General features: G+C 68.6%; 27 protein-coding genes and 1 tRNA gene. 12 read left to right on the top strand and 16 right to left on the bottom strand.

The window, feature by feature from the left end:
* Positions 1-254 precede the first annotated feature (254 nt).
* Positions 255-617, top strand: a complete 363-nt coding sequence (locus WEB29_09200; GenBank protein ID MEX2137104.1) for a cupin — start codon at positions 255-257, stop codon at positions 615-617.
* A 157-nt stretch (positions 618-774) separates the two neighbouring features.
* Here the strand turns inward: WEB29_09200 and WEB29_09195 are convergent, their stop codons facing one another.
* On the bottom strand, positions 775-1,572 hold the full coding sequence (locus WEB29_09195) for an alpha/beta hydrolase (GenBank protein ID MEX2137103.1): 798 nt from the start codon (positions 1,570-1,572) through the stop codon (positions 775-777).
* A gap of 122 nt (positions 1,573-1,694) precedes the next feature.
* Between WEB29_09195 and WEB29_09190 the strand changes: the two genes are divergently transcribed.
* Genes WEB29_09190 through WEB29_09180 form a run of 3 tightly spaced genes read left to right on the top strand, consistent with a single transcriptional unit; the run spans position 1,695 to position 4,140 of the window.
* Positions 1,695-2,612: a proline dehydrogenase family protein gene (locus WEB29_09190; GenBank protein MEX2137102.1), complete on the top strand. Its 918-nt coding sequence runs from the start codon at positions 1,695-1,697 to the stop codon at positions 2,610-2,612.
* Between the two features lie 10 nt (positions 2,613-2,622).
* The gene (locus tag WEB29_09185) at positions 2,623-3,858 is read left to right on the top strand and encodes a saccharopine dehydrogenase C-terminal domain-containing protein (protein ID MEX2137101.1); all 1,236 of its coding nucleotides are present in this window, start codon (positions 2,623-2,625) and stop codon (positions 3,856-3,858) included.
* Between the two features lie 45 nt (positions 3,859-3,903).
* The gene (locus WEB29_09180) at positions 3,904-4,140 is read left to right on the top strand and encodes a hypothetical protein (GenBank protein ID MEX2137100.1); all 237 of its coding nucleotides are present in this window, start codon (positions 3,904-3,906) and stop codon (positions 4,138-4,140) included.
* 164 nt (positions 4,141-4,304) lie between these two features.
* On the opposite strand, the gene WEB29_09175 is transcribed toward WEB29_09180, so the two are convergent.
* A tRNA-Met gene (locus WEB29_09175) sits at positions 4,305-4,379 on the bottom strand.
* A gap of 110 nt (positions 4,380-4,489) precedes the next feature.
* On the opposite strand from WEB29_09175, the gene WEB29_09170 reads away from it, so the two are divergent.
* Genes WEB29_09170 through WEB29_09160 form a run of 3 tightly spaced genes read left to right on the top strand, consistent with a single transcriptional unit; the run spans position 4,490 to position 7,297 of the window.
* Complete coding sequence (locus tag WEB29_09170; GenBank protein MEX2137099.1) at positions 4,490-5,992, top strand: cbb3-type cytochrome c oxidase subunit I; 1,503 nt, start codon at positions 4,490-4,492, stop codon at positions 5,990-5,992.
* Between the two features lie 4 nt (positions 5,993-5,996).
* Positions 5,997-6,446 (top strand): cytochrome c, encoded by a 450-nt coding sequence (locus WEB29_09165; GenBank protein MEX2137098.1) that lies wholly within the window; start codon positions 5,997-5,999, stop codon positions 6,444-6,446.
* Complete coding sequence (locus WEB29_09160; protein MEX2137097.1) at positions 6,443-7,297, top strand: NAD(P)H-hydrate epimerase; 855 nt, start codon at positions 6,443-6,445, stop codon at positions 7,295-7,297. The genes WEB29_09165 and WEB29_09160 overlap by 4 nt, the downstream gene beginning before the upstream one ends.
* Here the strand turns inward: WEB29_09160 and pyrE are convergent.
* The 11 genes from pyrE to WEB29_09105 form a co-directional block, all read right to left on the bottom strand.
* Entirely contained in the window at positions 7,290-7,940 is a 651-nt protein-coding gene (gene pyrE, locus WEB29_09155; GenBank protein ID MEX2137096.1) for an orotate phosphoribosyltransferase, read from the bottom strand. The two genes, WEB29_09160 and pyrE, sit on opposite strands and share 8 nt — an antisense overlap.
* A gap of 4 nt (positions 7,941-7,944) precedes the next feature.
* Complete coding sequence (locus WEB29_09150; GenBank protein MEX2137095.1) at positions 7,945-8,766, bottom strand: hypothetical protein; 822 nt, start codon at positions 8,764-8,766, stop codon at positions 7,945-7,947.
* Positions 8,763-9,089: a hypothetical protein gene (locus WEB29_09145; GenBank protein ID MEX2137094.1), complete on the bottom strand. Its 327-nt coding sequence runs from the start codon at positions 9,087-9,089 to the stop codon at positions 8,763-8,765. Before WEB29_09145 ends, WEB29_09150 begins: the two co-directional genes overlap by 4 nt.
* Positions 9,090-9,287 (bottom strand): hypothetical protein, encoded by a 198-nt coding sequence (locus WEB29_09140; GenBank protein ID MEX2137093.1) that lies wholly within the window; start codon positions 9,285-9,287, stop codon positions 9,090-9,092.
* Complete coding sequence (locus WEB29_09135) at positions 9,242-10,873, bottom strand: dihydroorotase (protein MEX2137092.1); 1,632 nt, start codon at positions 10,871-10,873, stop codon at positions 9,242-9,244. The genes WEB29_09140 and WEB29_09135 overlap by 46 nt, the downstream gene beginning before the upstream one ends.
* Positions 10,870-11,817, bottom strand: coding sequence for an aspartate carbamoyltransferase catalytic subunit (locus WEB29_09130; GenBank protein ID MEX2137091.1), 948 nt, complete (start codon positions 11,815-11,817; stop codon positions 10,870-10,872). Before WEB29_09130 ends, WEB29_09135 begins: the two co-directional genes overlap by 4 nt.
* 129 nt (positions 11,818-11,946) lie before the next feature.
* Entirely contained in the window at positions 11,947-12,504 is a 558-nt protein-coding gene (pyrR, locus tag WEB29_09125) for a bifunctional pyr operon transcriptional regulator/uracil phosphoribosyltransferase PyrR (GenBank protein MEX2137090.1), read from the bottom strand.
* Between the two features lie 48 nt (positions 12,505-12,552).
* The gene (locus tag WEB29_09120; protein MEX2137089.1) at positions 12,553-14,154 is read right to left on the bottom strand and encodes a zf-HC2 domain-containing protein; all 1,602 of its coding nucleotides are present in this window, start codon (positions 14,152-14,154) and stop codon (positions 12,553-12,555) included.
* The gene (locus WEB29_09115) at positions 14,151-14,693 is read right to left on the bottom strand and encodes an RNA polymerase sigma factor (GenBank protein ID MEX2137088.1); all 543 of its coding nucleotides are present in this window, start codon (positions 14,691-14,693) and stop codon (positions 14,151-14,153) included. The genes WEB29_09120 and WEB29_09115 overlap by 4 nt, the downstream gene beginning before the upstream one ends.
* 71 nt (positions 14,694-14,764) lie before the next feature.
* Complete coding sequence (locus WEB29_09110) at positions 14,765-15,754, bottom strand: hypothetical protein (GenBank protein MEX2137087.1); 990 nt, start codon at positions 15,752-15,754, stop codon at positions 14,765-14,767.
* Positions 15,755-16,372, bottom strand: coding sequence for a GNAT family protein (locus WEB29_09105; GenBank protein MEX2137086.1), 618 nt, complete (start codon positions 16,370-16,372; stop codon positions 15,755-15,757). It lies immediately after the preceding gene.
* A 55-nt stretch (positions 16,373-16,427) separates the two neighbouring features.
* Here WEB29_09105 and WEB29_09100 point away from each other — a divergent pair, with 55 nt between their 5' ends.
* Genes WEB29_09100 through WEB29_09090 form a run of 3 tightly spaced genes read left to right on the top strand, consistent with a single transcriptional unit; the run spans position 16,428 to position 18,572 of the window.
* Positions 16,428-16,877, top strand: a complete 450-nt coding sequence (locus tag WEB29_09100) for an OsmC family peroxiredoxin (GenBank protein MEX2137085.1) — start codon at positions 16,428-16,430, stop codon at positions 16,875-16,877.
* Positions 16,870-18,390 (top strand): GAF domain-containing protein, encoded by a 1,521-nt coding sequence (locus WEB29_09095; protein ID MEX2137084.1) that lies wholly within the window; start codon positions 16,870-16,872, stop codon positions 18,388-18,390. Before WEB29_09100 ends, WEB29_09095 begins: the two co-directional genes overlap by 8 nt.
* On the top strand, positions 18,294-18,572 hold the full coding sequence (locus tag WEB29_09090; GenBank protein ID MEX2137083.1) for an adenylate/guanylate cyclase domain-containing protein: 279 nt from the start codon (positions 18,294-18,296) through the stop codon (positions 18,570-18,572). Before WEB29_09095 ends, WEB29_09090 begins: the two co-directional genes overlap by 97 nt.
* Before the next feature lie 23 nt (positions 18,573-18,595).
* Here WEB29_09090 and WEB29_09085 read toward each other — a convergent pair whose 3' ends face one another.
* The 3 genes from WEB29_09085 to WEB29_09075 all read right to left on the bottom strand — a co-directional run bounded on the left by WEB29_09085 (position 18,596) and on the right by WEB29_09075 (position 22,296).
* Positions 18,596-19,135 carry a helix-turn-helix transcriptional regulator gene (locus WEB29_09085; GenBank protein ID MEX2137082.1) on the bottom strand — a complete coding sequence of 180 codons (540 nt, stop codon included), beginning with the start codon at positions 19,133-19,135 and terminating at the stop codon, positions 18,596-18,598.
* 361 nt (positions 19,136-19,496) lie between these two features.
* Complete coding sequence (locus tag WEB29_09080; GenBank protein ID MEX2137081.1) at positions 19,497-21,086, bottom strand: phosphoenolpyruvate carboxykinase; 1,590 nt, start codon at positions 21,084-21,086, stop codon at positions 19,497-19,499.
* Between the two features lie 103 nt (positions 21,087-21,189).
* Positions 21,190-22,296, bottom strand: coding sequence for a kelch repeat-containing protein (locus WEB29_09075; GenBank protein MEX2137080.1), 1,107 nt, complete (start codon positions 22,294-22,296; stop codon positions 21,190-21,192).
* A 130-nt stretch (positions 22,297-22,426) separates the two neighbouring features.
* Between WEB29_09075 and WEB29_09070 the strand changes: the two genes are divergently transcribed.
* Together WEB29_09070 and WEB29_09065 are read left to right on the top strand one after the other, a co-directional pair.
* Positions 22,427-22,894: a hypothetical protein gene (locus tag WEB29_09070; GenBank protein MEX2137079.1), complete on the top strand. Its 468-nt coding sequence runs from the start codon at positions 22,427-22,429 to the stop codon at positions 22,892-22,894.
* Between the two features lie 471 nt (positions 22,895-23,365).
* Entirely contained in the window at positions 23,366-23,617 is a 252-nt protein-coding gene (locus tag WEB29_09065; GenBank protein MEX2137078.1) for a hypothetical protein, read from the top strand.
* Positions 23,618-24,007: the final 390 nt, after the last annotated feature.

Genomic DNA, 24,007 nt, shown 5'->3' with positions numbered 1-24,007 from the left:
TCGATTCATGCTCAGGATAGACCGACCCCTGGCGCACGAGGCGTGACCCATGGCGTCGTGCGCCAGCCGCCGAATCTCGCGGCTGGTTCGGCGGAAACGACACTGGCGGCTACGCCTGATCTCGGTCCAGGTCCAGGCCAGCCAACGCCGGGTAGTGCATCGGTTTGATCCTCGGGAGTAGGCTTCTTGGCCTAGGGTCCTGTAGTCGCAGAAGGGAGCGGCGAGACCATGCTCCGGACGCGAGCGAGGTAACCGTGGAACTAGTAGAGCGCAAGAATTTCGATGCGCCGGACGAGGCGGCAGACCCTTACGAGAAGTCCCACGGCGACTGGATCGAGTTGATGGGCCAGGACATCGGAAGGATAACGGGTCAGCCAGGCTGGAATTGGACCGAGCACTCGGCTCCCGTGGATGGCACCGAACGCTGTGAACGATTTCACGTCAAGCTGTTCGTCGCCGGTCGGTTCGCGGTCGCCTACGAGGACGGGACACAGGTTGAGTTCGGACCCGGTGACATCGCTGTGATCCAGCCGGGACACGACGCGTGGGTCGTCGGCGACGAACCGGTCGTGTACTTCTCCCTGGGATCGCTATTCAAGACGGCCGCGGGTGGGTGACAGCACTTGCGGCTAGTCGAGCCGCGCCGCTATCTCCTCGCAGGACCAGATGTGATCTGCGACTCCCGCCGCCAACGCTGGGGTCCGGCGGATAGAGCGATTTGGCATGGCCCGAGGTAGATCAGATCGGGGCCAAAATCGTCAAGCCGGAGGCTCGTCAAACTGATGCACTACCCAATGCCGCCGCCACCGTTTGGGCGAACCCGTGTGGGTTCATCAGCCCCATGGCGTGTCCGCTATTCGGCACCGTCATCCACACCATGCCGGTCACCGTGAGATCGTCCTGCGGGGGAAGCGCCTGGTCACTGTTCTCGCCACCGAGGTAGAAGCGCGGCAGGTCCAGCTCGCGCAGCAATGAGCGGATCGTCGGCTTAGTCCCCCGCATGAGCGAGACCGAGGCCCGATGCAGAGCGCGCGGATTGATGAGCTGCGTGATTCCGATGTGCGCGGCCGGCGGGGCCTTCGGGTTCTCCGCCGCCGCCGTGCGCATGCTTGCGAGGAACTCGGTGAAGCCCCGCTCGGCGAAATCGTCCTCGGTCTGCTCGGCGATGCCGGGCGCCAGAACCCCCGCGGGTTCGATCCCCGGCTCGGCCAGCACCAGGGCCGCCACTGCAGCAGGACGAGCTGCGGCAACCAGGGTCGCGACGGTGCCGCCCATGCTGTGGCCGATCAGCGCGCAGCGGTCCACGTCGAGGGCCTCGAGCAGCGTGATGACGGTCTCGGCGTGATGCTCGAGCGTGTAGCTGAATGCATCGGGCTTGTCGCTGTAGCCGTGGCCCAGGAGGTCGACCAGCAGCGAGCGACGTCCTCGGAGCGGTGGCTGGACCGCCACGGGCATGAGCTCGCCGGTGGACGAGCAGATGAGGCCATGGAGCCACACCAGTGGGGGATCGGCGCCGGGGACCTCGAGGTACCGGATGGATGCTTGTCCGTCCGCGACAGAGATCGCACGCATGGATCACCTCGCCGCTGCTCTAGCGTTGCTGACCGATCCGGCCAGGGTGCCAAGTCCATGCTAACGGCCCCGCCGCTGAGGATAGCCATCGGTTGCGCCGATCGCGTGCGATCATCGGGGCCATGCGCCAGCTCCTCCTCTGGATGGCCCGCAATCGCCTCCTGAAGCGATGGCTCCCGCGTATCTGGTTCGTTCGTCGTGCGGTCCGCCGCTTCATGCCGGGGGAGACGGTCGAGGAGGCGCTCGACGCGGCGGAGTTCTTTCGGCCGCACGGCATTGGGATCCTGTTCACGCAGCTCGGCGAGAACCTGACCGAGCTCGCCGAGGCGGAGGCGGTCGCCGACCACTATCACGCCCTCCTCGACATGATCGCGGCGCGCGGCATGGATGCCGAGATCAGCGTCAAGCCGACGCAGCTGGGCCTGGATCTCGACCGCGACGCCGCCGAGCGCCTCCTCTCCGGCCTGGCTGACCACGCAGCGCAACGCAACAGGCTGGTGTGGCTCGACATGGAGGGGAGCGCCTACACGGATCCGACCCTCGATCTGTATCGGTCGCTGAAGGAGAAGCACCCGAACATCGGCATCTGCCTGCAGGCCTACCTGCGCCGAACCCCGGCCGACGTCCACGCCCTGCTTTCACTGAAACCGGCGATCCGACTTGTCAAGGGCGCCTACGACGAGCCGGCCAGCATCGCCTTCCGCCGCAGGGACGAGGTGAGCGCCGCCTTCCAGTCGCTCTGCGTGCTGATGCTCCCGTATGCCGTGAAGGGCGAGCTGCGGCTGGGGATGGGCACGCATGACACGAAGCTCATCGAGCGGGTCGCGGCACACGCCGAGGCCGTCGGCTTCGCGAAGGACGCCTTCGAGGTCGAGATGCTGTACGGCATCCGCCAGAAGGAGCAGCTCCGCCTCGCGTCGGAGGGATACCGCGTCCTCGCCCTGATCGCGTACGGTGAGGCCTGGTACGCGTGGTACATACGGCGGCTGGCCGAACGACCGGCCAACGTGTGGTTCGCCCTGCGCCAGATCTTCGGCTGAGGAGTCAGTCATGCGCGTGCTGCTGGTCGGGGTTGGCACCGTCGGCGAGGCGATCGCACGCATGTGCGCGCAGCGCGAATGGTGCGAGCTGATGGTGCTGGCCGATTACGACCTCGACCGCGTCACGGCCTTGCAGGCCACCCTGGGGGATAAGAAACGCTTCCCGGCCGAGCGAATGGATGCGCGGGATGCCGGTGCGGTCGCCGATCTTGCCCGGCGCCACCGCGTCGACCTGGTGATGAACGCGGTCGATCCGCGCTTCGTGATGCCCATCTTCGACGGGGCGCTGGCCGCCGGCGCCAATTACATCGACATGGCCACCAGCCTCTCGCGCCCACACCCGGAGAATCCATTCCAGCTGCCCGGGGTCAAGCTCGGCGACGAGCAGTTCGCGCGCTCGGCGGAATGGGAGCGGGCAGGGCGGCTCGCCCTGCTGGGGATGGGCATGGATCCCGGCCTGACCGACGTCTTTGCGGCTCATGCCGCCAAGCACCTGTTCGACGAGGTCCACGAGGTCCACATCCGCGACGGTGGCGACCTGCACATCCCCGGCTACGCCTTCGCCCCGGTCTTCAGCATCTGGACCACGATCGAGGAGTGCCTCAACCCGCCGGTCGAGTGGGACGGCGAGCGTGGCGACTGGATCACGACCCAGCCGTTCAGCGCGCCAGAGGCGTTTCCGTTCCCGGCGGGGATCGGCCTGGTCGAGTGCGTCAACGTCGAGCACGAGGAGGTGCTGCTGGTGCCGCGCTACCTGAAGGGCGTGCGGCGGGTTACCTTCAAGTACGCGCTGGGGAGCGACTTCATCGCCAAGCTCCAGTTCCTGCATGACATCGGCCTGGACAGGGTGGAGCCGGTCCGCGTGCGCGGAGTTGACGTCTCGCCCCGCGATGTGGTCGCGGCGGTGGTGCCGGACCCGATCACCATGGGCGACAAGATGGTCGGGCGGGCGGTGGTCGGCACCTGGGTCATCGGTCAGAAGGATGGCAGGTCACGCGAGGTCTTCCTGTACCAGATGGCCGATGCCGCCGAGACGCTGCGCACCACCGGGTCGCAGGTGGTCGGCTGGCAGACCGGCTTCAACCCGGTGATCGCGATGGAGCTGCTCGCCAGCGGAGCCTGGTCGGGGAGCGGAGTCCACGCGCCGGAGGCCTTCGACCCGGATCCGTACCTCGCGCTCCTCGACCGGTACGGGATCCATCATGCGATGCTCGAGATGGAGCCCGGAGCGCATCGGCCAACCTGAGGCCAGCGGCCTAGACTGACTCCCCCAGCAGTAGGAGGCAGACCGATGAACGTTGACGAGATGCTCTCCGGCGCACGCGACACCATGACGGTCAAGCGCGTCTACGGCGACCCGATCGAGCGGGACGGCGTGCTGGTGATCCCCGCCGCCAAGGGACCGGTGGTGGTGGCGGCGGCGACAACGAGAACAACGCCGGCGGCGGGTTCGGCGTCAGCGCCAAGCCGGCCGGCGCCTGGATCATCCGCAATGGCGAGGTCGAGTGGGAGCCGGCGATCGATGTGACACGCATCGCCACGCTCGCGATGCTGGTCGCGATCGTCTTCCTGTGGACTGTCCGGTCGATCGCAAAGGCCAACGCCAGGGCACGCGAGAAGGCGGCAAAGCGCTAAGCGCCGGCAAAGGCGAACGCCGCCTGGCGGGAGGCGGCGTTCGATTCTGGAGGTCTGTGGTTGCGGGGGACGGATTCGAACCGACGACCTTCGGGTTATGAGCCCGACGAGCTACCACTGCTCCACCCCGCATGGCCATGCTACGCACCGCGCTACGATCGGTCAAACCCTTAGCGTCGGCTACAATGCCGCCGGGTTCGCCGTCGCGACCCGTCCCGATCGATGCGAGGCTGCGCACGCCGATGGCCGTGAACCCCAAGAAGCTGCGACCGTACGACCAGCCGCCGAAGGTCCGTCGCCCGATCTTTCCCAGGGAGCCGGACAACGCCGCGACCGCGTTCCTGGTGGCCGCGCTGCTCTGGTTCCTGACCGCCACCGGGATCGGGTTGCTGTGGGTCGCCTACCAGCTCCTCCCGGACCAGCTCACCCTGCGCCTGGAGATGCCCACCCTCAGCGGCGTGCTCAGCTTCGAGCTGAGCCCCGCCACCACGGCCTCCGGCTTCTGGAATTCGCTCGTCTACGGCTGGCTCGCGAATGCCGGCCTGGGAGCCATCTTCTTCATCACGCCTCGTCTGCTGGGAACGCGATTGGTGAGCGAGACGATGGCGTCCGGCGCCGCCGCACTCTGGAACGTGGGCCTCGTGGCCGGCCTGGCGGCGCTCTACGTGCCCCAGCTCTCCGGCTCCGGCGTGCTCACGGAGTTCCCGCTGCCGGTGGCCGGGGTGCTGCTGCTGGCCCTGTTGCTTGCCAACGGAGCGTTCTGGCGCACGGTCATGGCATCCGCGCAGCAACTCCCGTACGTCAGCATCTGGTACTTCGGCGTGGCGCTGCTCGCGCTGCTGGGCCTGTACGGCCTGATCGGCCTCGCGGAGCTGCTCAGCGTCATGCAGGTGCTCAGCCTCTCCGCAGCCGGCGAAGCGTTGGCCAACGCTTTCTATGTGCGCGCCCTGGAGACCCTGTGCTTGGGCGGCCTCGCCATCGGCACGCTGTACTACGTTATTCCACGCGCCGCCGCCAACCCGCTCTACTCCTGGGGCCTGGCCATGCTCGGCTGGCTCCTCTGGCTCGGGCTGAGCACCCTGGCGCCCCTGGCCAGTCTGGTTGACGTCTCGGTCCCGTTCGCCATCACCCAGATCGGCAACGTGGCGACATTCATGCTGGTGATTCCTGCCTTCCTGGTGGTCGCCAACCTGCTGCTCAGCCTCAGCGGACGCTGGACGCTCGTCCTGTCGCCGGGCACGGTCCCGTTCGCGCTGGTGGCTCTCACCTTCCTGACCGCCACGGCGCTGCTCGAGGCGATCGGCTCGCTCGGCTCGGTGCACAAGCTGGTCGGCAGCACCGAATGGGGGGTCGGCGTCCGGCTCTTCGCGCTGCTCGGGACGGCCACCCTCGCGTTCCTGGCCCTGGCCGATCACGCCTTCCCTCGCCTGCTGCGTCGCGACTGGGGAGGGACGCTGCTCGCCGAGGCGACGCTATGGGCCGCCTTCGCCGGGGCCGGACTGGCCGGCCTGGCGCTGATCTTTGGCGGTGTGGCGCATGGCTCGCTGCTGGCGCAGGCTGCGCCAGCCGAGGAGATCGACGGGTTGGTCCTCTGGTTCCGGCTCGTGCTCGGGGCGGGGATCAGCCTGAGCGCCCTGGCAGCCGCGGTGCTGGCCCTGAACGTGTTCCTGATGTACACCAGCGCCCGTCGCGCCGAATACGCGGTCGTTGTCGGCGACGCGGCTGCCGCGCCGGCGGCGCAGTGAGCCGATGACCGTCCACACCCCGATCGAGTCACGGACGCGAGGCATCCCGGGCTGGGCCTTGGGCCTGACCGGGGTCATGTTCCTGGCCGGCGCGGTCTTCTTCGCCACGAATCTCAGCGGCTCGAACCCGCCGATCATTGGCGGCCCGCAGCCATCGGCCGGGGGTCTCAACGCGCAGGCCATCATGCAGACGGCGGGCTGCCAGAACTGTCACGGCCCGGACCTGGCCGGACAGGGGACCTTTCCCAGCCTGCACGGCGTGAAGGACGGTCCGGTGAGCGAGAACCTCCAGCAGCTGGGCACCGACCATCCGGATGCCTGGGCCGACCTCTGGATCGCCGGCACCGATCCTGCCGTGACCGGGATCGACCGCGGCGGCATGCCGGTCTTCGGTGACACGCTCAGCCCCGAGGAGATCGCCGCCGTCGTCGAGTATCTGAAGACCCTGCCATGACCGATCCGGCCGTACGGCCGGTGCGCGAGGTGACGGTTCTCATCGGCGGCGACGAGATGGCGCGCATCGATGAGGCGGCGCAGGGCCTTGGCCTGTCACCCGATGCCCTGATGGAGAGCGCCGGCTCGGCGGTCACCGAGCTGGCCCTGGCGGAGCTGGCCACCATGACCGATGCGGTGACCGGCCCGGGCGGGCCGCTTGCACCGGCGCCGGTCACCGTCGTGATGTGCGGCCCCGGCAACAACGGCGGCGACGGCTTCGTGGCCGCACGACGCCTGGCCTCGGCGGGGCGCGCGGTGACCGCGGTGCTGGTGGGCGACCCGGCACGCATCAGCGGCGTCGCTGCCGCACACAACTGGACCGTGCTGCAGGCGATGGCGTCGAGCGGCTCGCTGGCACTCTACGTCGCGCCCACGCCGGAGCTGTTGCTGCAGCTGCGGGCGCGCCTCTCACCGGCGAGCCTGCTGATCGACGCGCTGCTCGGCAGCGGCGCGGCCGGCCCCTTGCGGGAGCCCATCTCCAGCGCGGTGGACCTGCTCAACGCGATCGTGACCCACGCCCGGGCCGCCGGCCGGCCGTGTCGCGTGGTCGCCATCGACACGCCGACCCGCATCGACCTGACCGATGGCACCCGCTCGGATCCGGTTGTGGTCGCCGACCTGACGGTCACCTTTCACCGCGCGAAGGCCGGGTTCGCGCTGGACCCGGAGGCGCGGCGCCTGGCCGGACGCTACTTCGTGGCGCCGATCGGCATCCCTGTGGAGGCAGAGGAGGGAATCGTCCCGCCGGACGGCGAATTTCCGCCGGCGCGAATGACGCAGGTCAACTGGCAGGAGCCCGCCGTCAGCTGACGGCGCTGCTGCCCGGCTTGACGATCGGCTCGCCGCGCTCGCAGGCCGGGCATTCATCGGCCGTCCAGGATGAGATCTCGATCCTGCCCAGCGACAGGATCGGGCAGCCGATCTCGACCGGACCGGTGGAGCGGTCGACGATCACGCTTGCCACCAGGGGCGTCGCGCCGGCGGTGCGGACCGCGCGGACCGTCTCGGCCAGCGATGCGCCGGTGGTCAGGATGTCGTCGACGAGGACGACGCGATCGGCTTCGGTGACGGGCCAGCCCCGGCGCAGCGCGCGGGCGCCCCGCTCCATCGGCTCCGCGAACACACCCCGGACGGTCCGGCCCAGCGCGGCCTCCAGCTGACGAGCCGTTTCGGCGGCCAGCAGCGCGCCGCCGGTGGTGGGTCCGACCACGAGGGTCGGTTCGCGATCGATCAGGGAGGCGGCCAGCCGCCGACCGATCTCGACCGCCAGTGCGGGGTACTGCAGCACGGCGAACTTCTCGAGGTAGCGGTCGGAGTGACGCCCGCTCTTGAGCAGAAAGTGCCCATGGCGCAGGGCACCGGCTGCATCGAACAGCACCTCGACGCCGGCACTGGTCAGCGCTTCGCCCTGCGGAAGCCCTGGCGAGCGGGTGGCGACCGGCGGTGGCTCCATCGGGCTATTCGTAGACGGCGGTGAAGTCGACCGCCGGGTAGCGTTCGGCGAGGGCATCGGTGACCCATTGCAGGACATCGGTCGGGTCGTACACGTCGGCGACCGTGCGGGCGTCGGTGACGGTCAGGCCCACGCGGTGCGGCTCCTCGGTGAGCGCGGTCCCGTTCGGCATGTCGGACAGGTCGAGGCTGGTCTCGAAGCGGCCGTCCGAGCGCAGGACCAGGGTGTCGCTCTCCTCGTCGAGGAGGACCAGGTCGCCGGTCCGCGCCAGCACCTCCTCGGCGTTGGCAGAGAATTCGCGCAGGACCTGCTTCTGCTGGTCGCCGATCTGGGTCCGATACGCGTCGGCCAGCTGCCACAGTCGCTGGGCCGCGATCGTCTCCTGCTGGGTGGAGGGCAGCCCCGCCTGCCAGTCCTCGTCGTGCGGCTCCTCGGCGACTGCTTCGTGCGCCGCGAGCTTGTCTGCGGGCACCAGGTGGTTCGTCGGATCGCGGGCGGCGTCGACGAACCAGGAGAGGATGTCGGCCAGGTTGTAGAGCTCCACCACCTCGCTCACCGCATCGACCGTCTGCTCCTCGTCGTACCACTCGCTGTCGGCGGGGTCCTGGTAGGTCAGCCGCGTGGTCCACACCTCGTCAACGGGGTCGAAGAGAAGGTAGTCCTGCTCGTCGTCGACTAGCTTGATCGGACCGATCTCGCGCAGGCGCTCGCGGTTCGCCTCGAGAAAGCGACGCAGCTGCTCGGTGGCCTCGTACACGAAGTCACGCTTTTCGAGCTCCGCCTCGCCGGCCAGCTCGCGGAGCGCGGAGATGCGCGGCGCGCTCACGGCTTGTAGACCAGGTCGGGGCCCATCCGCTCGCGCAGGAAGATGATGTGCTTCTTGTCGAAGATCGACTCGGCCACGCGGTGGCCCAGGCCGCGTGCGGCGGGATCGGCGTACAGGCTGTCAAGCACGGCATAGGTCGGCAGGTCGAGGATCAGGACGTTGTTCCATTCCGATCCCTCGGTAACGTTGAACCAGCCGATGAAGCGGATGCCGTACTGGGCCTCGTAGCGCTTCACCGTCTTCGGGAAGAAGTGGCGCATCCCTCGCTTGAAGATCGCGTCGCGTCCCTTGCGGACGTTGAAGAAGGTGACCATCAGGGGCATCTACTCCGCCTCGCCTTCGTTGGTCGGCTCGTCCGGCTTGGACGGAGGCGGCGACTCGGTGTTGATGACGCGCGGCGGACTCGTGGCACCGACGGTCCGGCCACGACCGCGGCGACGGTCGGCAAAGAAGACGCGCAGCAGGAAGACGCTGGTCATGCTGACGAAGAAGAGCAGGACCATGTCGATGAAGAGAAGCACCACCAGCACCCAGATCGGCCAGTTGAGGCTGAACAGGCCGACAGGGATGAGGAAGAGGATGCCGGCGAACAGGATCGCCTGCCAGACGAAGCACCCGAAGCCTGGTCCCTCATTCGGATCGAGTTCCTCGTTCGTGCGGATCGACATCCATCGCTCGCTGCGGGGTGGGCGGTGCGCATGGTCCCACATCCGGGGCTCAGCCGACGGGCGTCGAGTCCGTCGCGATAGGTGATTCGCCCGCCCGCCACGGTCATCCGCACAACGCCGGGCAGCTCCATTCCCAACAGCGGCGTATTCGATGAGGTCGACGCCAGGCCGGACGCCCCGAGCCGCCAACGGGCGCCCGCATCGAAGACCACCAGATCGGCGACCGATCCTGCGGCCAGCGAGCGAGTCTCGCCGATGAGCGAAGCGGGCTTCGTGCTCAGCGCCTCGATCAGGCGTACCAGCTCCAGGCTGCCCGATTCCACAGCCGCCAGCCCCAGCGAGAGGGCTGTCTCGAGGCCGATCATCCCCGGCGCTGCGGCGCCGAACTCGACCCCCTTCCGCTCGCGCGGATGCGGCGCGTGATCGGTGGCGATGGCGTCGATCGTGCCGTCGGCCACCCCGGCCAGCAGCGCCATCGCGTCGCCGCGTGACGCGAGTGGGGGATTGACCCGGCAGGCAGGGTCGTAGGCGAGCGCCGCATCCAGGGGCGCCCCGAAGGGATCGGCGGCCACGCCACCGGGCTCCTCCCATGCAAAGCCACGCCAACCAGCAACCCAGTCATCGGTGAGCGCGAGGTGATGCGGGGTGACGTCGCAGGTCACCCGAATTCCCCGTCGCTTGGCTCGGCGGATTGCCTCCAGGGCACCCGCTGTGGACAGATGAGTGAAATGGACCCAGGCGCCGGTCTCCTCTGCAAGGGCGATGTCGCGCTCAACCATCGACAGCTCAGCACTCTCGGGCCAGCCGGCGAGGCCGAGGCGGGTGGCTGTGGGACCGGCGCGCATGACTGACCCCTGGGCCGTGCGGGCGTCCTCCGCATGCTCGATGAGCGGCAGGCCAAGCGATGCGAGTCCGGCGAGTAGTTCCCGGGCCACGGCCCCGGAACCAATGGCGGCCCCATCGTCGCTCACGCCGACGATCCCGCTCGCGGCCAGCTCCACCACGTTTGTCGGCTGCTCGCCACCGCGCCCTTGCGTGGCCGCGGCGACGACGCGCACGCGAGATGCTGCGCCGCCAGCACGGTCGAGGATCCACCGGACGCTCTCGCTATCGTCCGGCGGAGGATCGGTGTTCGGCATGGCGCAGACGGTCGTGAAGCCCCCCCGGGCCGCGGCCCGCGTGCCGCTCGCGATCGTCTCCGCGCGCTCGAGGCCCGGCTCGCGAAGGTGGGTGTGCAGGTCGCACAGTCCGGGCGTCGCCACGAAGCCACTCGCATCGATGCGCGGCGCGTCGGCGGGAAGCGCCGCCGGATCGGCCAGCAGACCGTCGACCACGGCGAGGTCGCGCACACGATCCTCGCCGGCGGACGGATCGACGACCCGCGCCCCCGTCAGCAGGAACGTCGCGGCTGGGTCGCTGATCGACCCGAATATGCTCATCGGGCGAGGAGCGACAGGACCGCCATGCGGATCGGCACGCCGTTCGCCACCTGCGTCCCGATCAGGCTCCGCTTGCTCGCGGCCAGCTCGGCGGTGATCTCCACGCCCTCGTTGGTGGGGCCTGGATGGAGGAGGGGAGCACCGGGACGGGCGCGGCTCATGCGCGCCTCATCGAGTCCCCACTCGGCGGTGTACTCCCGCAGCGAGGCGACCGCCCCGTCCCCAGCCTCGCGTTCGAGCTGGATGCGGAGCGCCATCACCGCGTCGGCATCGACCAACGCGTCTTCCAGCCGATCCGCGACAGTGACGCCAGGCCACCCCGCGAAGCCGGCTACCCACGCTCGAGGTCCGGCCAGCCAGACCGATGCGCCGAGCGCCGTGAGCGAGTGCATGTTCGAGCGCGCCACCCGCGAATGCCCGATGTCTCCGACGATCGCGATCTTCTTCCCCTCCAGCGGGCCGAGCGCCTCGCGCAGGGTCAGGGCATCGACCAGCGCCTGGGTCGGATGGGCGTGCGTCCCGTCGCCGGCATTCACGATCCGCGCCCCGCAGCTGCGGGCGGCAAGATACGGGGCTCCGCTCATCGGATGGCGCAGGACGATCGTGGACACGCCGGTCTGCTCGAGTGTGCGCAGGGTGTCCACCAGCGACTCGCCCTTGCTGACGCTGCTGGCCTCAATCCGGAGGTCGACCACCTCCGCGCCGAGCGCCTTGGCCGCCAGCTCGAAGCTGACGCGGGTTCGCGTCGACGGCTCATGGAAGGCCAACCCAACGACCTCGCCACGGAGAAGGTCCAGCGCTTCACGGCGCGTCCGCCGTTCGCGCATCTCGACCGCCACGTCAAGGCATTGCTCGAGCTCTGCGAGGGTGAGCTGATCCACGTCGAGGAGGTGGCGGTGCGGCCAGACGCCAGCCGCCTGGGCATCGGCGCCCGGCCATGACACAACAACGCCACCGGCTTCAGGCCGATGGCGTGGCGGTGTTCCGGTAGAGTCGCGCAATCTCAGGTCTCCTTGGCGGCCTCACAGGACCGTCCTTAAAGGGTTCGCGACAGTATAGCCACGAGCAGGGGCTCAACCGGTTGACGTCTCGACGGCACCCGGTCGCTCGATGACCACTTCATCGGCTCCGTCGTCCTCCACCACCCGCACGTGCACGATCTCTTCCCGGCTGGTCGGGAGGTTCTTGCCGACGTGATCCGCCCGAATCGGGAGCTCGCGATGCCCGCGGTCGATCACCACGGCCAGCCGCACCGCCTGGGGCCGGCCGTGATCGGTCAGGGCGTCCAGGGCCGCGCGAACCGTGCGCCCGGTGAAGAGGACGTCGTCCACCAGCACGACCGTGCGATCGTCGATCTCCGGCATGGCCTGCGTCTTCTTGACTATCGGCGCGTGCGCGATCTTGGTCAGGTCGTCGCGATAGAAGGTGATATCCAGCGCCCCGACCGGCAGGCTGACCCCCTCGTGCTGCTCGATCAGCCCGGCCAGCCGCCGCGCCAGGGGGACGCCGCGGCTGCGCACGCCGACCAGGACCAGTCCATCGGTCCCGCCGTTGCGCTCGACGATCTCGTGAGCGATCCGGGTGAGGGCGCGCCGCAGCTCGTCTGCGTCGAGGATGCGGCGTTCGCTCATGCGGCCGAGTGTAGCCCGATGGTTATGCCGCGAACCTGACCTCCGTGGTCAGTGGCCGTAGACCGCCGGACCGTTCCAGGGTGGCGCCTCCGTGCCTCCGCCGATAGCCTGCGGCGACCCCCCGTCCAGCGGCACGATCTGCAGGAAGGCGGATGGCGGATCCCCGATGCCCGCGGACGGGAGGCCGAGGGTCACCGCCACGGAGCTTCCATCAGGGGAAAACGCGATGGCGACAAGGTACGCATCGGATGGTCGGACGAGGGCGAGCGCCGAGGCACTGCTCAGCAGGCCGCCGCTCACCCGACTGACGTATACGTCCTGCTGGTTCGGATAGGTCCCGTCTGGGCCCTGCGGTGCGCCCGTCCAGGCACCGTCCCAGAAGGCGAACAGGTCACTGTCCGGGGCCCACGCGAAGTCGCCCGACACGAACGCCTCGCCGCCAACTGGAGCGAGGTCGGAGAAGAGCGCCGTGCCGACCCACTGAGAGGCGGGGCCTGCGGACCGGAAATCCCCGGAGAGCTGCGGCATTCCGCCCACCGAGAAGTGCCATGATCCGCCGTTGAATGTCATCGTCCCGTTCCAGAAGATCGCCCGGCTGCCGTCGGGCGCCAGATCGGGTAGAAGCACGCCGTTGATACGCTCTTCGCCAGGCAACAAGCCGTCGTCCATCGCTGATCTGGCTTCACTCCAGGGTTGGGACGCGGCATGGCTCAGCCACAGTGAGAATTCGCCCTCGTTGACCGCTGCCGGTGCAAAGTCCGAGACGTACGCGTCGCCGGTCGCCGTGACGCGCTCGATGCGGCCATTGACGGAATCGAATAGCCATGCGTCGGCGCCGTCGCTCGGGGCCTGGCAGCCAGCATCCGGACCGAGATCAACACCGACCAAGGTGTAGGCCAGGTACCGGCTGTCGGGTGACCAGGTGAGCCGATTGGTGAAAGGCGCCGCCGACGAGCAGCCCAGGTGCTTGACCGCGCCGGCGGTGAGGTGGAGGGCCCAGACCTCGTTGGCCCCGGTCTCGCCCTTCTGGGTGATGTACGCGAGCCAATCTCCGTTTGGCGAGAGGGAAGCGGCGATCGGCGGGCCGGACACGGAGCCGGCGTCCACCGAGGCGCCCGTCGCGTCGTTGATGAACGACAGGCGCAATGCTTCCAAGGGGGCGCCGGTGAGGGACAGGTACCCGAGCTCGCCCGGTCCCAGGAACGTTGGAGGAGCGAGGGGCTCGACGCTGGGGGCGACGGACGCGACGGCACTGCTGGAGGGGGCGGCCGACACAGATGGGCGCGGCGATCCGCTCGCCTGCCCGACCGGCCCGAGATCGAGGTTGTTGAAGACGACGACCGCCAGGATCGCCGCAGCCACCGTTGCCAGCGAGGCGCCGATGGCAACCAGGCCGCCCGGCCGGCGCCACCAGGGGCCCAAGCGGCCCGATTCTATCCCGGTGCGAACCCGCGCCGAGAGGTCGCGCGGCGGGTCCACCACCGGCAGCCCCGACAGGATGCGGCGCTCCGCGGTGAAGGCGGCGAGGGTGTTGCGGCACGTTTCGCAACGAGCGAGGTGCGACTCCAGCTCGACCCGCTCCGCATCGGTCAGGTCGCCGGACAGCGACGCGCTGATCAGCTCGTCGACATGGTTGCCACGGAGCTTCATCGGACCAGGCCCTCCGCCGCCAGCAGGCGGCGCATCTCGCCCCGCGCGCGGCAGAGCAGCACCCGCACCGCGCCACTCGACATGCCCATCACCTCGCCGATCTGCACCGTGCTCATATCCTCAACGTCAGACAGGATCAGGCACTGGCGGTGGTTTGGCCTGAGGCGCAGGAGTGCCCGACCGATGCGCTCGTCCATGAGGCCGCTCAGCACCTGGGTCTCCGGGCCTGGGCCGCTGTCCGCCTGCTCCACTGGATGATCCTCGTCGACGCCCATCGGCACGACGTTCCGTCGGCGCCGCATCTCGTCGATCGCCGTGTTGGTCGCGATCCGATACAGCCAGGAGCGGGTGGAGGAGGCATCGGTCAGCGTGTCGAGCTTGCGGTACGCCTTGATGAAGGTGTCCTGCGCGATGTCGGCGGCGCGATCGGGGTCACCGACCATGCGCAGCGCGTAGTTGTAGATGGGCGCCGAGTACTCGGTGAAGATCCGGTCGAACTCGGCCTTGCGCGCGTCGGAGCCATCCCGCGGAAGGGTCATCGTCGCGGGTCGCAATACGAGCCGTCGTGCCAACGCCATCGGTGTTGTGGACGCCGGATGGCGGGCACCTGTTACACGATCTCCCTGGTGAGGTGCTCGCGCAGCACCCCGGCCGCATACTCCGGCGCCGCCGGGTTGACCGCCAGGGCGGTCGCGCGCTCGAGCCCGGCGATCACCCGCAGGCGCGGATGGACCTCCCAGTGCCAATGGAAGGTCTCGTCCAGTCGCTCCCCGACGGGGGCGGTGTGCAGGAAGAGGTTGTACGGGGGATCGCCCAGGGCGTCGAGCGCACCGAGCGTGCGCTGCAGCGTGGCGGTGGCTGCGGCGATGTCATCGTCGTCCAGGGTGGTGAAGTCGGCGGCATGCGCACGCGGGACGATCATCAGCTCGAACGCCGAGCGGCTGGCAGCCGGCGCAAAGACCACGAAGCGCTCTTCGGCCAGGACGAGCCGCTCGCCGGCCTCCTCCTCGCTTCGGGCGAGGCTGCACCACACGCAGGATCGAGTCTTGATGACGTACCGGGCACCACCACCGATCTCCTCCGCCACCCAGTGGGGGACCTGCGGGATCGAGTACAGCTCCATGTTCAGGTGGCTGCTGCGCGAGCCGGCCTGCATGCCATAGCTCTGCACAGCCTGGACGTAGCGAGGCTCATCGTCCGGCCTGGGCTCGGCGGCCATCTCGCGCATCGTGTCGCGCAGGGTGCGCAGCAGGTTCATCGCCAGCCGCGGTGGGGCATCGGCCAGGCGCTCGTGATGGTCGCGTGGCGCGACCAGGATCTCCCACGAGCCGCTCGCGGCCATTGCCTCCTCAACGGAGAGCTGGCCCGTTCGCTCCTGCCCGCTGTCGATGCGATGGAAGGCATCCTGGCGGAGCGTCACGCGACGAATGACGGTCTCCTCGGCGGCATCCGCGGCTGGGGTGGGGTCATCGTCACAGTGGCGGCAGTGGGTCCCCTCGATCGGTGTCGCCTGCACCACGAAGGAGGCGTGTTCGAAGGTCCGATCCGTCACGATCGCCGACCACCAGCCCGTGACCGGGTCACGGCGCAGCTCGAACACCTACGCGCCGTCGTCGGTGGTCGGCTCGTCCCACGGCCGCGGGCGTGCCTGCGATGCCCACTCCTCGCGGAGGAGGGACATGCGCAGCACATCGTGGTAGCGCCCATCAGAGAAGTGCGAGTGGCGCAGCGTCCCCTCGGTCACGAAGCCGGCCTTCTCGTACGAGCGCTGGGCACGCCTGTTCGGCACGTAGACATCCAGCTCGATCCGCTCCAGGCGCAGCTGGCCGAAGCCGAAGTCACAGATGGCGTGCAGCGCATCGGTTCCGTACCCCTTGGACCACTCGGCCTTCTCGCCGATGCTGATCCCGAACGTGGCGTTGCCATCCTCTTGGTTCACGTGGTTGAAGCCGGCAGTACCGATCGCTCGATCATCGGCCAGCAGGCAGATCACGAAGTGGTAGCTCTTCTTGCCCTGCTGCTCGAGCATCGAGTCGAACCAACGCTCCTCCATCGCCTTGCTGAACGGGGCACGCACGGCGAGGTAGCGAGTGGTCTCGGCATCAGCAAACCAGCGCACGAACAGCTCGATGTCATCCCGCTCCGCGGGGCGCAGGTAGACCTTCTCGCCGCGGAGGCTTGGGACGGGTCGGGGGAGGTTTGGCTCGGGGCTCGACATCGGTCCTGCGTGCGGTAGGCTGAAGTCCCCGCAGGATACAAGGAGGACCGATCCGATGGCCGCCGTCCGCACCGCCACCGTCACCTGGCAAGGCCCGCTCGCCACCGGCGACGGCACCGTCACCGCCGGCTCGTCCGGCTTGTTCACGGACCTGCCCGTCTCGTGGGGGTCCCGTACCGAGCAGCCCGATGGCCGCACCTCGCCGGAGGAGCTGCTCGCAGCCGCGCATGCCGCCTGCTATGCCATGGCCTTCTCGGGCGACCTGGGCCGCGCCGGATACACGCCGGAGGAGTTGCACGTCGAGGCCGAAGTGACCTTCGATAAGCTCGACGGCGGCTGGACCGTCACGTCGTCCGCGCTCACCGTCCTCGGTCACGTGCATGGGATCACGCCAGAAGAGTTCGACCGCATTGCGGAAGGCTCGAAGGATGGCTGCCCGATCTCGCGGGCGCTGGCCGGGAACGTGGCGCTCTCGGTTGACGCGACACTCGATACGGATGGCTGAACCGGGAGCTCCGGTCTCCGAGCGAGACGCTCTGACGGCCGTTGGCCGCGTCCTGAGCGCAGTCACTGGCGCGGGGTTCGAGCTCCAGCCGATCCTCGATCGCATCTCCGCGGAGGCCGCGGCGCTGTGCCGAGCAGAGATGGGATTCGTCTTTCTGCGCGATGGCGATATGTTTCGATTTGCCGCGGCGACCGGCAGCACGCCCGAGCACTGGGCCTACGAACGCGACCACCCTGATCCAATCGACCGGAAGTCGGTGGTTGGTCGAGTGGCACTCAGCGGCGAGCCCGTGCACGTTGCAGACCTCGCAGCTGATCCGGAATACGAGGCGGGTGGGTATCAAGTCGGGGGTGTGCGAACCATGTTGGGCGTGCCGATTCGAACCGACGAGGGTGTGATCGGCGCATTTGGCCTGGGCCGAACCAGGGTGGAGCCTTTCAGCGACGAGCAGATCGAGGTCGTCAGCCTGTTCGCCGATCAGGCCGCAGTTGCGATCCGTATCGCCCGCCTGCTTGGGGACACGCACGAGGCGCTCGAGCGCGAGACCGCGGTGGGCCAGGTTCTCCAGACCATCAGCCGCTCCACCTTCGAGCTGGACGCCGTCCTCCAGGCCGTGCTCGACAACGCGGTCCGTCTGTCCCATGCCGACCAGGGCAACATCACCCGAGAGATGGGCGGGGAGTTTCGCGCGCGCGTATTCAGCGCGGACGTGCCAGCGGAGTTCCGGGAGCTGATGACCGGGTTCGTCCCGGTGCCGGGCCGCGGCTCGGCCATGGGCCGCGCCATGCTCGAGCGCGCACCCGTCCAGATCGTCGACGTCCTGGCCGACCCCGACTATGAGCTGGCCGAAGCCCAGCGCCTCGCCGGCTTTCGGACCATCCTGGGCGTCCCCATGTTCCGCGATGGAGACCCGATCGGCGTGCTGTCCGTCTGGCGCCGGCACGTGGAGGCGTTCTCCCCGTCCGAGATCAGCCTACTGACCACGTTTGCCGACCAGGCCGTCCTGGCCATCGAGAATGTCCGGCTGTTCGAGACGATCGACCGACAACGCGTCGAGTTGGCACGGTACGCGCCCCAGGCTGCCGAGCTGCTGTCCAGTGTCGAGGGTGAGCAGCTGCTGGCCGGTCACCGGCGCGAGATCACCGCGCTCTTCGCCGACCTCCGCGGTTTCACGGCCTTTGCCGAGCAGGCGGAGCCGGAGGAGGTGCTCGGCGTCCTGCGCCAGTACCACGAGGCGGTCGGCGAGCTGGCCGTCGCGAATGGCGGAACGGTGGAGCACTTTGCGGGCGACGGGCTGATGGTCTTCTTCAACGACCCTACCCCGGTGGTCGATCATCAGCCGCGGTCCGCACCGCCTGCGACATGCGGGAGCGCTTCGGCGTCCTGTCGAGCGCCTGGCGCAAGCGCGGCTATGAGCTGGGCCTCGGCATCGGGATCGCGTCGGGGTTTGCGACGCTCGGCCGCATCGGCTTCGAAGGCAGATACGACTACGCCGCGATCGGCAACTCGGTGATCCTCGCCTCGCGGCTGTCAGACGCGGCAATGGCCGGGCAGATCCTGATCAGCCAGCGCGTGCATGCGGTGATCGACGATGCCGTCGTGGCCAATCCGGTGGAGGACCTGGTGATGAAGGGCTTCAGCCATTCGCAGAAGGCCTTCGCGGTCGAGAGCGTGCGCGAGGCGCTGCCTAACTGACCGCGGAATGCGCGGGATGTGAGTTAGACCCAGAGCATGCCATTGGCCGGCGGTAGCTGGCCGACTCGCAGGGCCGCGAGCACCGAGCGGTGGCCCGCAGGGAATGCCGCACTGAGAGTCGCTCGCGCGGTGGATGCGGCCGCGCGGTTGGCCGGTGTATCAGGAAATACCAGCACCATGCGGGCAAGCCCCGCGTCTCGTTGTTTCAGCGCCACGCGGCGGATCAGGGCTTGCACGTCGAGGAGACGGCTCTCCAGTTCGAATCCGACCCTCAGCTGCGGATCGACGAGGACTGCATCGACGGCGCGTTGATCCCCGGGAATCGGGATAGGAACCTCAGCTGCGAGCCGAAATGCCGTCGGCAGTATTGCCTTCAGGCGTCCCATCACCCGCACATGCGCTGCGTCGCGGATCGGCGACCCACCCGGATAGAGCTGCATAACGAGATCCAGGCCGACCACGCCGGCAAGCCCAGCCAGATCATCGACCGATGCAGTCGCCACCCCTCGCTCGATTCTGCTGACCGTCGCTTGGGAGAGTCGCGCCCGCCGCGCGACGACGATTGACTCAGCCCGGCCGCGCGACGAGCCTGCCGGATGCCGGCCCCGACGTCGATCCGCGTGCGCGCAGCACGCCGCCGTCCGCGCGCCGCCGGATCATCGCGGCTGCCCATCGCCAGAGTGTGGTGGCGCGGTGTGTATCTTCCGGTTACGAGGCGCTTATCGGCTGGCGGGTTTGGTCGACGGAGCGGCCATTCAGCAGGAGCCTGGTACATCGGAGGAGACCGCGGCTGGACCGATCCTCCGACGGGTCAGTCAGCCGACGAATGGCGGGTGGGAGGAGCCAGCTTCCGAGCGCGACCTCCCGACATACCAGCTACGTAGTGAATAGCGGATGAGAAGGAGGCCTGCGCGAGACCGCTCCCTAGCGGACCGCGGCGACGATCTCCGGCGCCAGCCCGGTATAGCTCTCCAAGAATTCAATGCGCTCCCGCTTCAGTCGTGCGACCCACGTGCGGTACTCGTCGGCGCGACCGGTGCGCTCGTACAGGAGGCGTGGCTGGAGCAGCTCGAGGTCATCGACGCCGGGCAGGACCGAGGCGACCAGGTAGCCGAAGTCGGGGTCGCGCTCCCATTCGATCGTCCCCTCGGCGATCGCCTTGACGATTGCCCCGGAGTGCTCGATCGCCACTTTCCTGGAAGACGGATTGCCTTCGACGCCCCCTACGCTGCCTGTGTTCAGCAGGAAGACATCGAAGTCACTGCTCGCCATCAGTTCCAGGAACCGATTCGCCTGCTGCTCATCACGGTACGGGTAGAACGGGTTGGTGCCCGGCACGCGCAGGGCCCGACCCTCCTCGGCAGCGCCGCCGGCGGAAGTGCCCTGCGTCTCGCCGAGCATGAAGTAGGCCGCCGCCTGCTCCCGCGAGAGCCGCGCCACGGCCGGGATGACGTTGTCGTTCCGATTCAGGATGAGCAGGTGGTTGACCGGGCCGATCTCACGCGGATCGCGCCAGATGCCCAACGAGGCCATCGGGAAGGTGGCTCGCCCGTTCTTGGTGTAGGAGGTGTCGAAGAAGTCGACCGGCCCATCGGGCTCGTTCTGCGAGACGTTCTCCAGGTAGGCATCGGGCTTGACGACTGCGCCATGGATCGCCGGCTCGTGAGCAGGATCGAGGCCGAAGGTCTTCGCGAAGCAGCCGTTCTCGGTGCCCACCACGGTGCCGCCGGCAAACAGGCCGATGAAGTCGTCCTGCACCGGCTGGCTGTTGTTCTGGCGGGTGAAGGTGGTGGTCGTCTTGCCGGTCCCCGACAGGCCGATGATCAGCATCGTGCGCTCGCCGGCATCGGTCGGGACGACCTTGCATCCGGCATGCATGGCCAGCCCGCCTCGCCCGTAGACCAGGGCGTTCCACATGCGCAGCCCGCCCTTCTTCGACTCTCCGAAGTAGTCGGAGTTCATGACGCGGGTCACGCCGGCCCCGAGGTCGACCGAGATCAGGCGATCGTCGGGATAGCCCGGCATCGCCAATTTCGGCGTGTAGATCAACGACAGCTCGGGCTGCCACTCGTCGGCGGGGGCATCGGGCGGGAAATAGAGCTGCTGCTGCATGCCGGCGATGTTGGCATTCGCCTCCTCGATATAGAGGCGCACCCGGGAGCGCTGCTCCGCATCGTTTCCCAGGTAGCCGTCGATGACGAGCATCTCGGTGCCGGCGACGTAGGCATCCTGCAAGGCGCCGATGCGAGCCGCCTCTGCCCGCGAGATGGCCTTGCCGGTCGTCTCGGCCGGGTCATCGGTGACGAGGTAGGTCGACTCCTTGGATCGGCTGACGACCCTGGTCTGGACGTTGTAGTTGCCGAAGCTGGTGCGGCGCGCCTGCGGCATGCGGCTCGTGAGCGCCTGGAGCTCCATCGCGGAAGGGTTGTATCGCAGCGTTCGCGCGGGCGGGAGGCGGTGTCCGTGTGGCCCCATCGGCGCATTGGCGATCGGGCGCTCAGCGAGCGTGCTCATCAGGTGCGGCGGTCTCCTCGTGCGGGGCAGAGCGAGCGCAGGGTGCGTGGCGCTCGACAGGGGTGTTCAGCGCCATGGTACCAACTGTGGACCGTCGCCGACCCTAGGGCGGCGCCGGCAGGATCAGCTGCCACAGATCGCCGAATGCCTCGTCGCCGTCGCGCCCGCCGAAGAGCAGGAGTCGACCGCTTGCCGCATCCGCGATCAGCTCCGCTCCAGCCCGAGCGGAGGGCGATCGGGCGCCAACCTCGAGCGACATCACCACCGCGTCGTCGGCCAGCCACCAGCTATCTGCGAGGTAATCGGTCTCAAGACCCTGGCCACCGAACACGACCGTGCCGGGGCCCCAGCGGGCCGCGGCATTAAGGTTTCGGTCGGGCGGCAGCCCGTCCTCCGGCTGAAGCTGGGACCAGGCATTCGTGCCGGGTCGCTCGCCGGGAGTCAGGCGCCACAGGTCACCGAGCGCCGTGGTGCCCGTCGTCTGACCGCCGTACAGGATCAGGCCCCCGTCATCGGTCCACCAGCAGGCATGCAGGCAGCGGCGGGTAGGAACGTCCGCTAATGGGGTCTCATCGGTCCAGGTGCGGATTTCGAAGTCGTATGCCCGCGTGTCGGCGAAGCGCTGCCCCTCGTTGGTGAAGCCGTGGCTGATCCAGAGCCGGCCGTCGGGCCCGATGGCGGCGCAACTCCCGTATCGGGCGACGGGGACAGCGCCGCTCGCGGGCAAGAGCCGCCACCCGTCGGTGGCGGGATCGTACGCCCACAGGTCGTTGAAGAAGTCGGCACCGGCCTGGCCGCCGAAGATGACCAGCCCGATACCATCCGCCCAGGCCGCGTTGTGCCCGAAGCGTCCAGGTGGCCCCTCGCCGGCGGGCGTAACGCGGCTCCAGGCGCCGGTCGCGAGGGAGTACGCCCAGAAGTCGTCGTACACGGTCGCCAGGTCGCGCCCGCCAAACAGGTAAGCCGTTGCGTCATCTGGGGTGATGGTCCAGGTGTGGTCCTCCCGCGGCGCCGGCGCCGGGCCGCTGGCGATCTGCTCACTCCACCCGGTCAGCGTGATGGGTGGCGACGCCGCCGCATTGCTCCCCGAATCAGGGGAGGTGCTCGAACTAGGCCCGGCCGAATCGCTTGTGGCCGGCGAAGGCTGCGGGCCGCACGCGACCTGCAGCAGCGCGAGCACGACGACCGTCAGCCCTGAGCGTGCGATCACACCCGAACGGTAGCCGATGCCGACGCGGCATGGGCTCCTTCCCTTTCCGGGTATCGGGTCTACGCTTCGATTGTTACCGACCGCCGTGCGACGGCAGCGCCAGGAACATCCGAAGAGGAGGCTGCGCCTCATGGGCACCATGGGTCGAACCGTCCTGCCGGGGAGCCGGCACCGCATCCAGCCGCCGATCATCGCGGCGACGGGCCTGATCTTTATGGCCGGCTGTTCCGCCGCAGGTGGCACAGTCAACGTGACACTCTCGGAATGGTCAGTTGCGCCGGACAAGACGGAGATTCCCGCCGGATCGGTCACATTCGAGGTGAGCAATACCGGTCCAGATGACATCCATGAGTTCGTGGTCATCAGGACCGACCTCGACGCGGGAGCCCTTCCCGTCGATTCGACCGGCATGGTCCACGAGGCAGGGGGTGGCATGGAGGTGGAGGGCGAGATCGAGGACATTGCCGTCGATGGCTCGGGATCGCTCACGCTTGACCTCGCAGCCGGCAGCTACGTCCTTCTCTGCAACATCTACGATGAGGGCGAGAAGGAAGCCCACTACGCAGAGGGGATGCGGGCCGCCTTCACGGTGAACTAACCGAGGAGCCCGGCGGAGGCACGCTCGCGGACTGCGCGCGCATGCGGGCCGCGTTCGCGGTGAGGTAAGCCCTAGGAGTCCCCGAGCCCTCGCGTCCCGGATCTCGACCCGCGCTCATCATGGCGTGCCGCCTGGACGGAAGGGCGAAGCCATCGGGGCAGCTTTGCCTCTTCCGGCGGCAGGTCAGAGACGATATCTCGCGCCGCTGGTGGGCGAGGCTGTGGCAGCGACGCGGTTCGCAGCTCGCCCGATCCAGCCTCGGCAAACGCCGGCTGGCGTGGGTCTCGGCGGCGCGGCGCCAGGTAGAGGAAGAGTGCTAGGCCACCCACCGTTGCCGTCGCCCACGCGCCGAGGAGAAGTGAGAGCGAACCGGTCCCATCCGGCCCGCCGAGGCTTCCGGGATTCGCCGAGGGATCGCCCGACCCCCCAGGCACCTGACCTTGCTCCTGGCTTGCGACGCTGCCGGATGGCGTGCCAGACGCCTCGCTGGGGCTGCCTGTCGGCGATCCGACCGACCCGCTGCCCGAGGGCGTCGCCACCACTGTTGGCTCGCTCGTGGGCATCGGCGTCGGCACCGGCGTCGGGACCGGCGTTGGCACCGGCGTCGGCACCGCCGTCGGCTTCGGTGTCGGCTTGGGTGTCGGCTTCGGGGTCGGCTGCGGGGTTGGTGCAATGATTGTGACCGAGGGCGGGCTCACGGCCGTGAGTGTCGTCGCTTTTTGACCACTCCCGATGCCGCTGCTCGCCGTGAATGAATAGGCATGCGTGCCGGCCGGCAAGGTCATCCCTCGCGTGAAGGTGACGCCGGTGTCATAGCTGACGCCGGCACCGTTCAGGGAAAACGTGCCGACGCCCGTGATCGCAACGCGGACCCAGGCCGGGGCGCACCCCTTGGTGTCCGCATATGTCACCGAGAAGGTGAAGACGGTGGCGGTTGTCCCGGTTGCGGGGGAGGCAGTTCCGGCGCTGAGGACCGGGTCGTGCGCCGGTCCGGAGCACGCGCCGCTCGCGCCCCTGGTTGCCGAAGCGGCCAGCAGGGTCGCAGTGATCGCCAGTGAAAGCGCCAGACGTCGAACGATGAAGCGTGCCCTCCTGGGCATTTCGGATCAGTCC

Source organism: Chloroflexota bacterium (assembly GCA_040902225.1).
Lineage (GTDB): Bacteria > Chloroflexota > Limnocylindria > QHBO01 > QHBO01 > CF-167.
This window is presented reverse-complemented; position numbering and strand designations above follow the sequence as displayed.

Coding starts and splice junctions, on each gene's coding strand:
- WEB29_09195 (MEX2137103.1), bottom strand. CDS start 1,572: ATGCGTGCGATCTCTGTCGCGGACGGACAAGCATCCATCCGGTACCTC.
- WEB29_09190 (MEX2137102.1), top strand. CDS start 1,695: ATGCGCCAGCTCCTCCTCTGGATGGCCCGCAATCGCCTCCTGAAGCGA.
- WEB29_09185 (MEX2137101.1), top strand. CDS start 2,623: ATGCGCGTGCTGCTGGTCGGGGTTGGCACCGTCGGCGAGGCGATCGCA.
- WEB29_09180 (MEX2137100.1), top strand. CDS start 3,904: ATGAACGTTGACGAGATGCTCTCCGGCGCACGCGACACCATGACGGTC.
- WEB29_09170 (MEX2137099.1), top strand. CDS start 4,490: ATGGCCGTGAACCCCAAGAAGCTGCGACCGTACGACCAGCCGCCGAAG.
- WEB29_09165 (MEX2137098.1), top strand. CDS start 5,997: ATGACCGTCCACACCCCGATCGAGTCACGGACGCGAGGCATCCCGGGC.
- WEB29_09160 (MEX2137097.1), top strand. CDS start 6,443: ATGACCGATCCGGCCGTACGGCCGGTGCGCGAGGTGACGGTTCTCATC.
- pyrE (MEX2137096.1), bottom strand. CDS start 7,940: ATGGAGCCACCGCCGGTCGCCACCCGCTCGCCAGGGCTTCCGCAGGGC.
- WEB29_09145 (MEX2137094.1), bottom strand. CDS start 9,089: ATGCCCCTGATGGTCACCTTCTTCAACGTCCGCAAGGGACGCGACGCG.
- WEB29_09135 (MEX2137092.1), bottom strand. CDS start 10,873: ATGAGCATATTCGGGTCGATCAGCGACCCAGCCGCGACGTTCCTGCTG.
- pyrR (MEX2137090.1), bottom strand. CDS start 12,504: ATGAGCGAACGCCGCATCCTCGACGCAGACGAGCTGCGGCGCGCCCTC.
- WEB29_09120 (MEX2137089.1), bottom strand. CDS start 14,154: ATGAAGCTCCGTGGCAACCATGTCGACGAGCTGATCAGCGCGTCGCTG.
- WEB29_09115 (MEX2137088.1), bottom strand. CDS start 14,693: ATGACCCTTCCGCGGGATGGCTCCGACGCGCGCAAGGCCGAGTTCGAC.
- WEB29_09105 (MEX2137086.1), bottom strand. CDS start 16,372: ATGTCGAGCCCCGAGCCAAACCTCCCCCGACCCGTCCCAAGCCTCCGC.
- WEB29_09100 (MEX2137085.1), top strand. CDS start 16,428: ATGGCCGCCGTCCGCACCGCCACCGTCACCTGGCAAGGCCCGCTCGCC.
- WEB29_09095 (MEX2137084.1), top strand. CDS start 16,870: ATGGCTGAACCGGGAGCTCCGGTCTCCGAGCGAGACGCTCTGACGGCC.
- WEB29_09080 (MEX2137081.1), bottom strand. CDS start 21,086: ATGAGCACGCTCGCTGAGCGCCCGATCGCCAATGCGCCGATGGGGCCA.
- WEB29_09070 (MEX2137079.1), top strand. CDS start 22,427: ATGGGCACCATGGGTCGAACCGTCCTGCCGGGGAGCCGGCACCGCATC.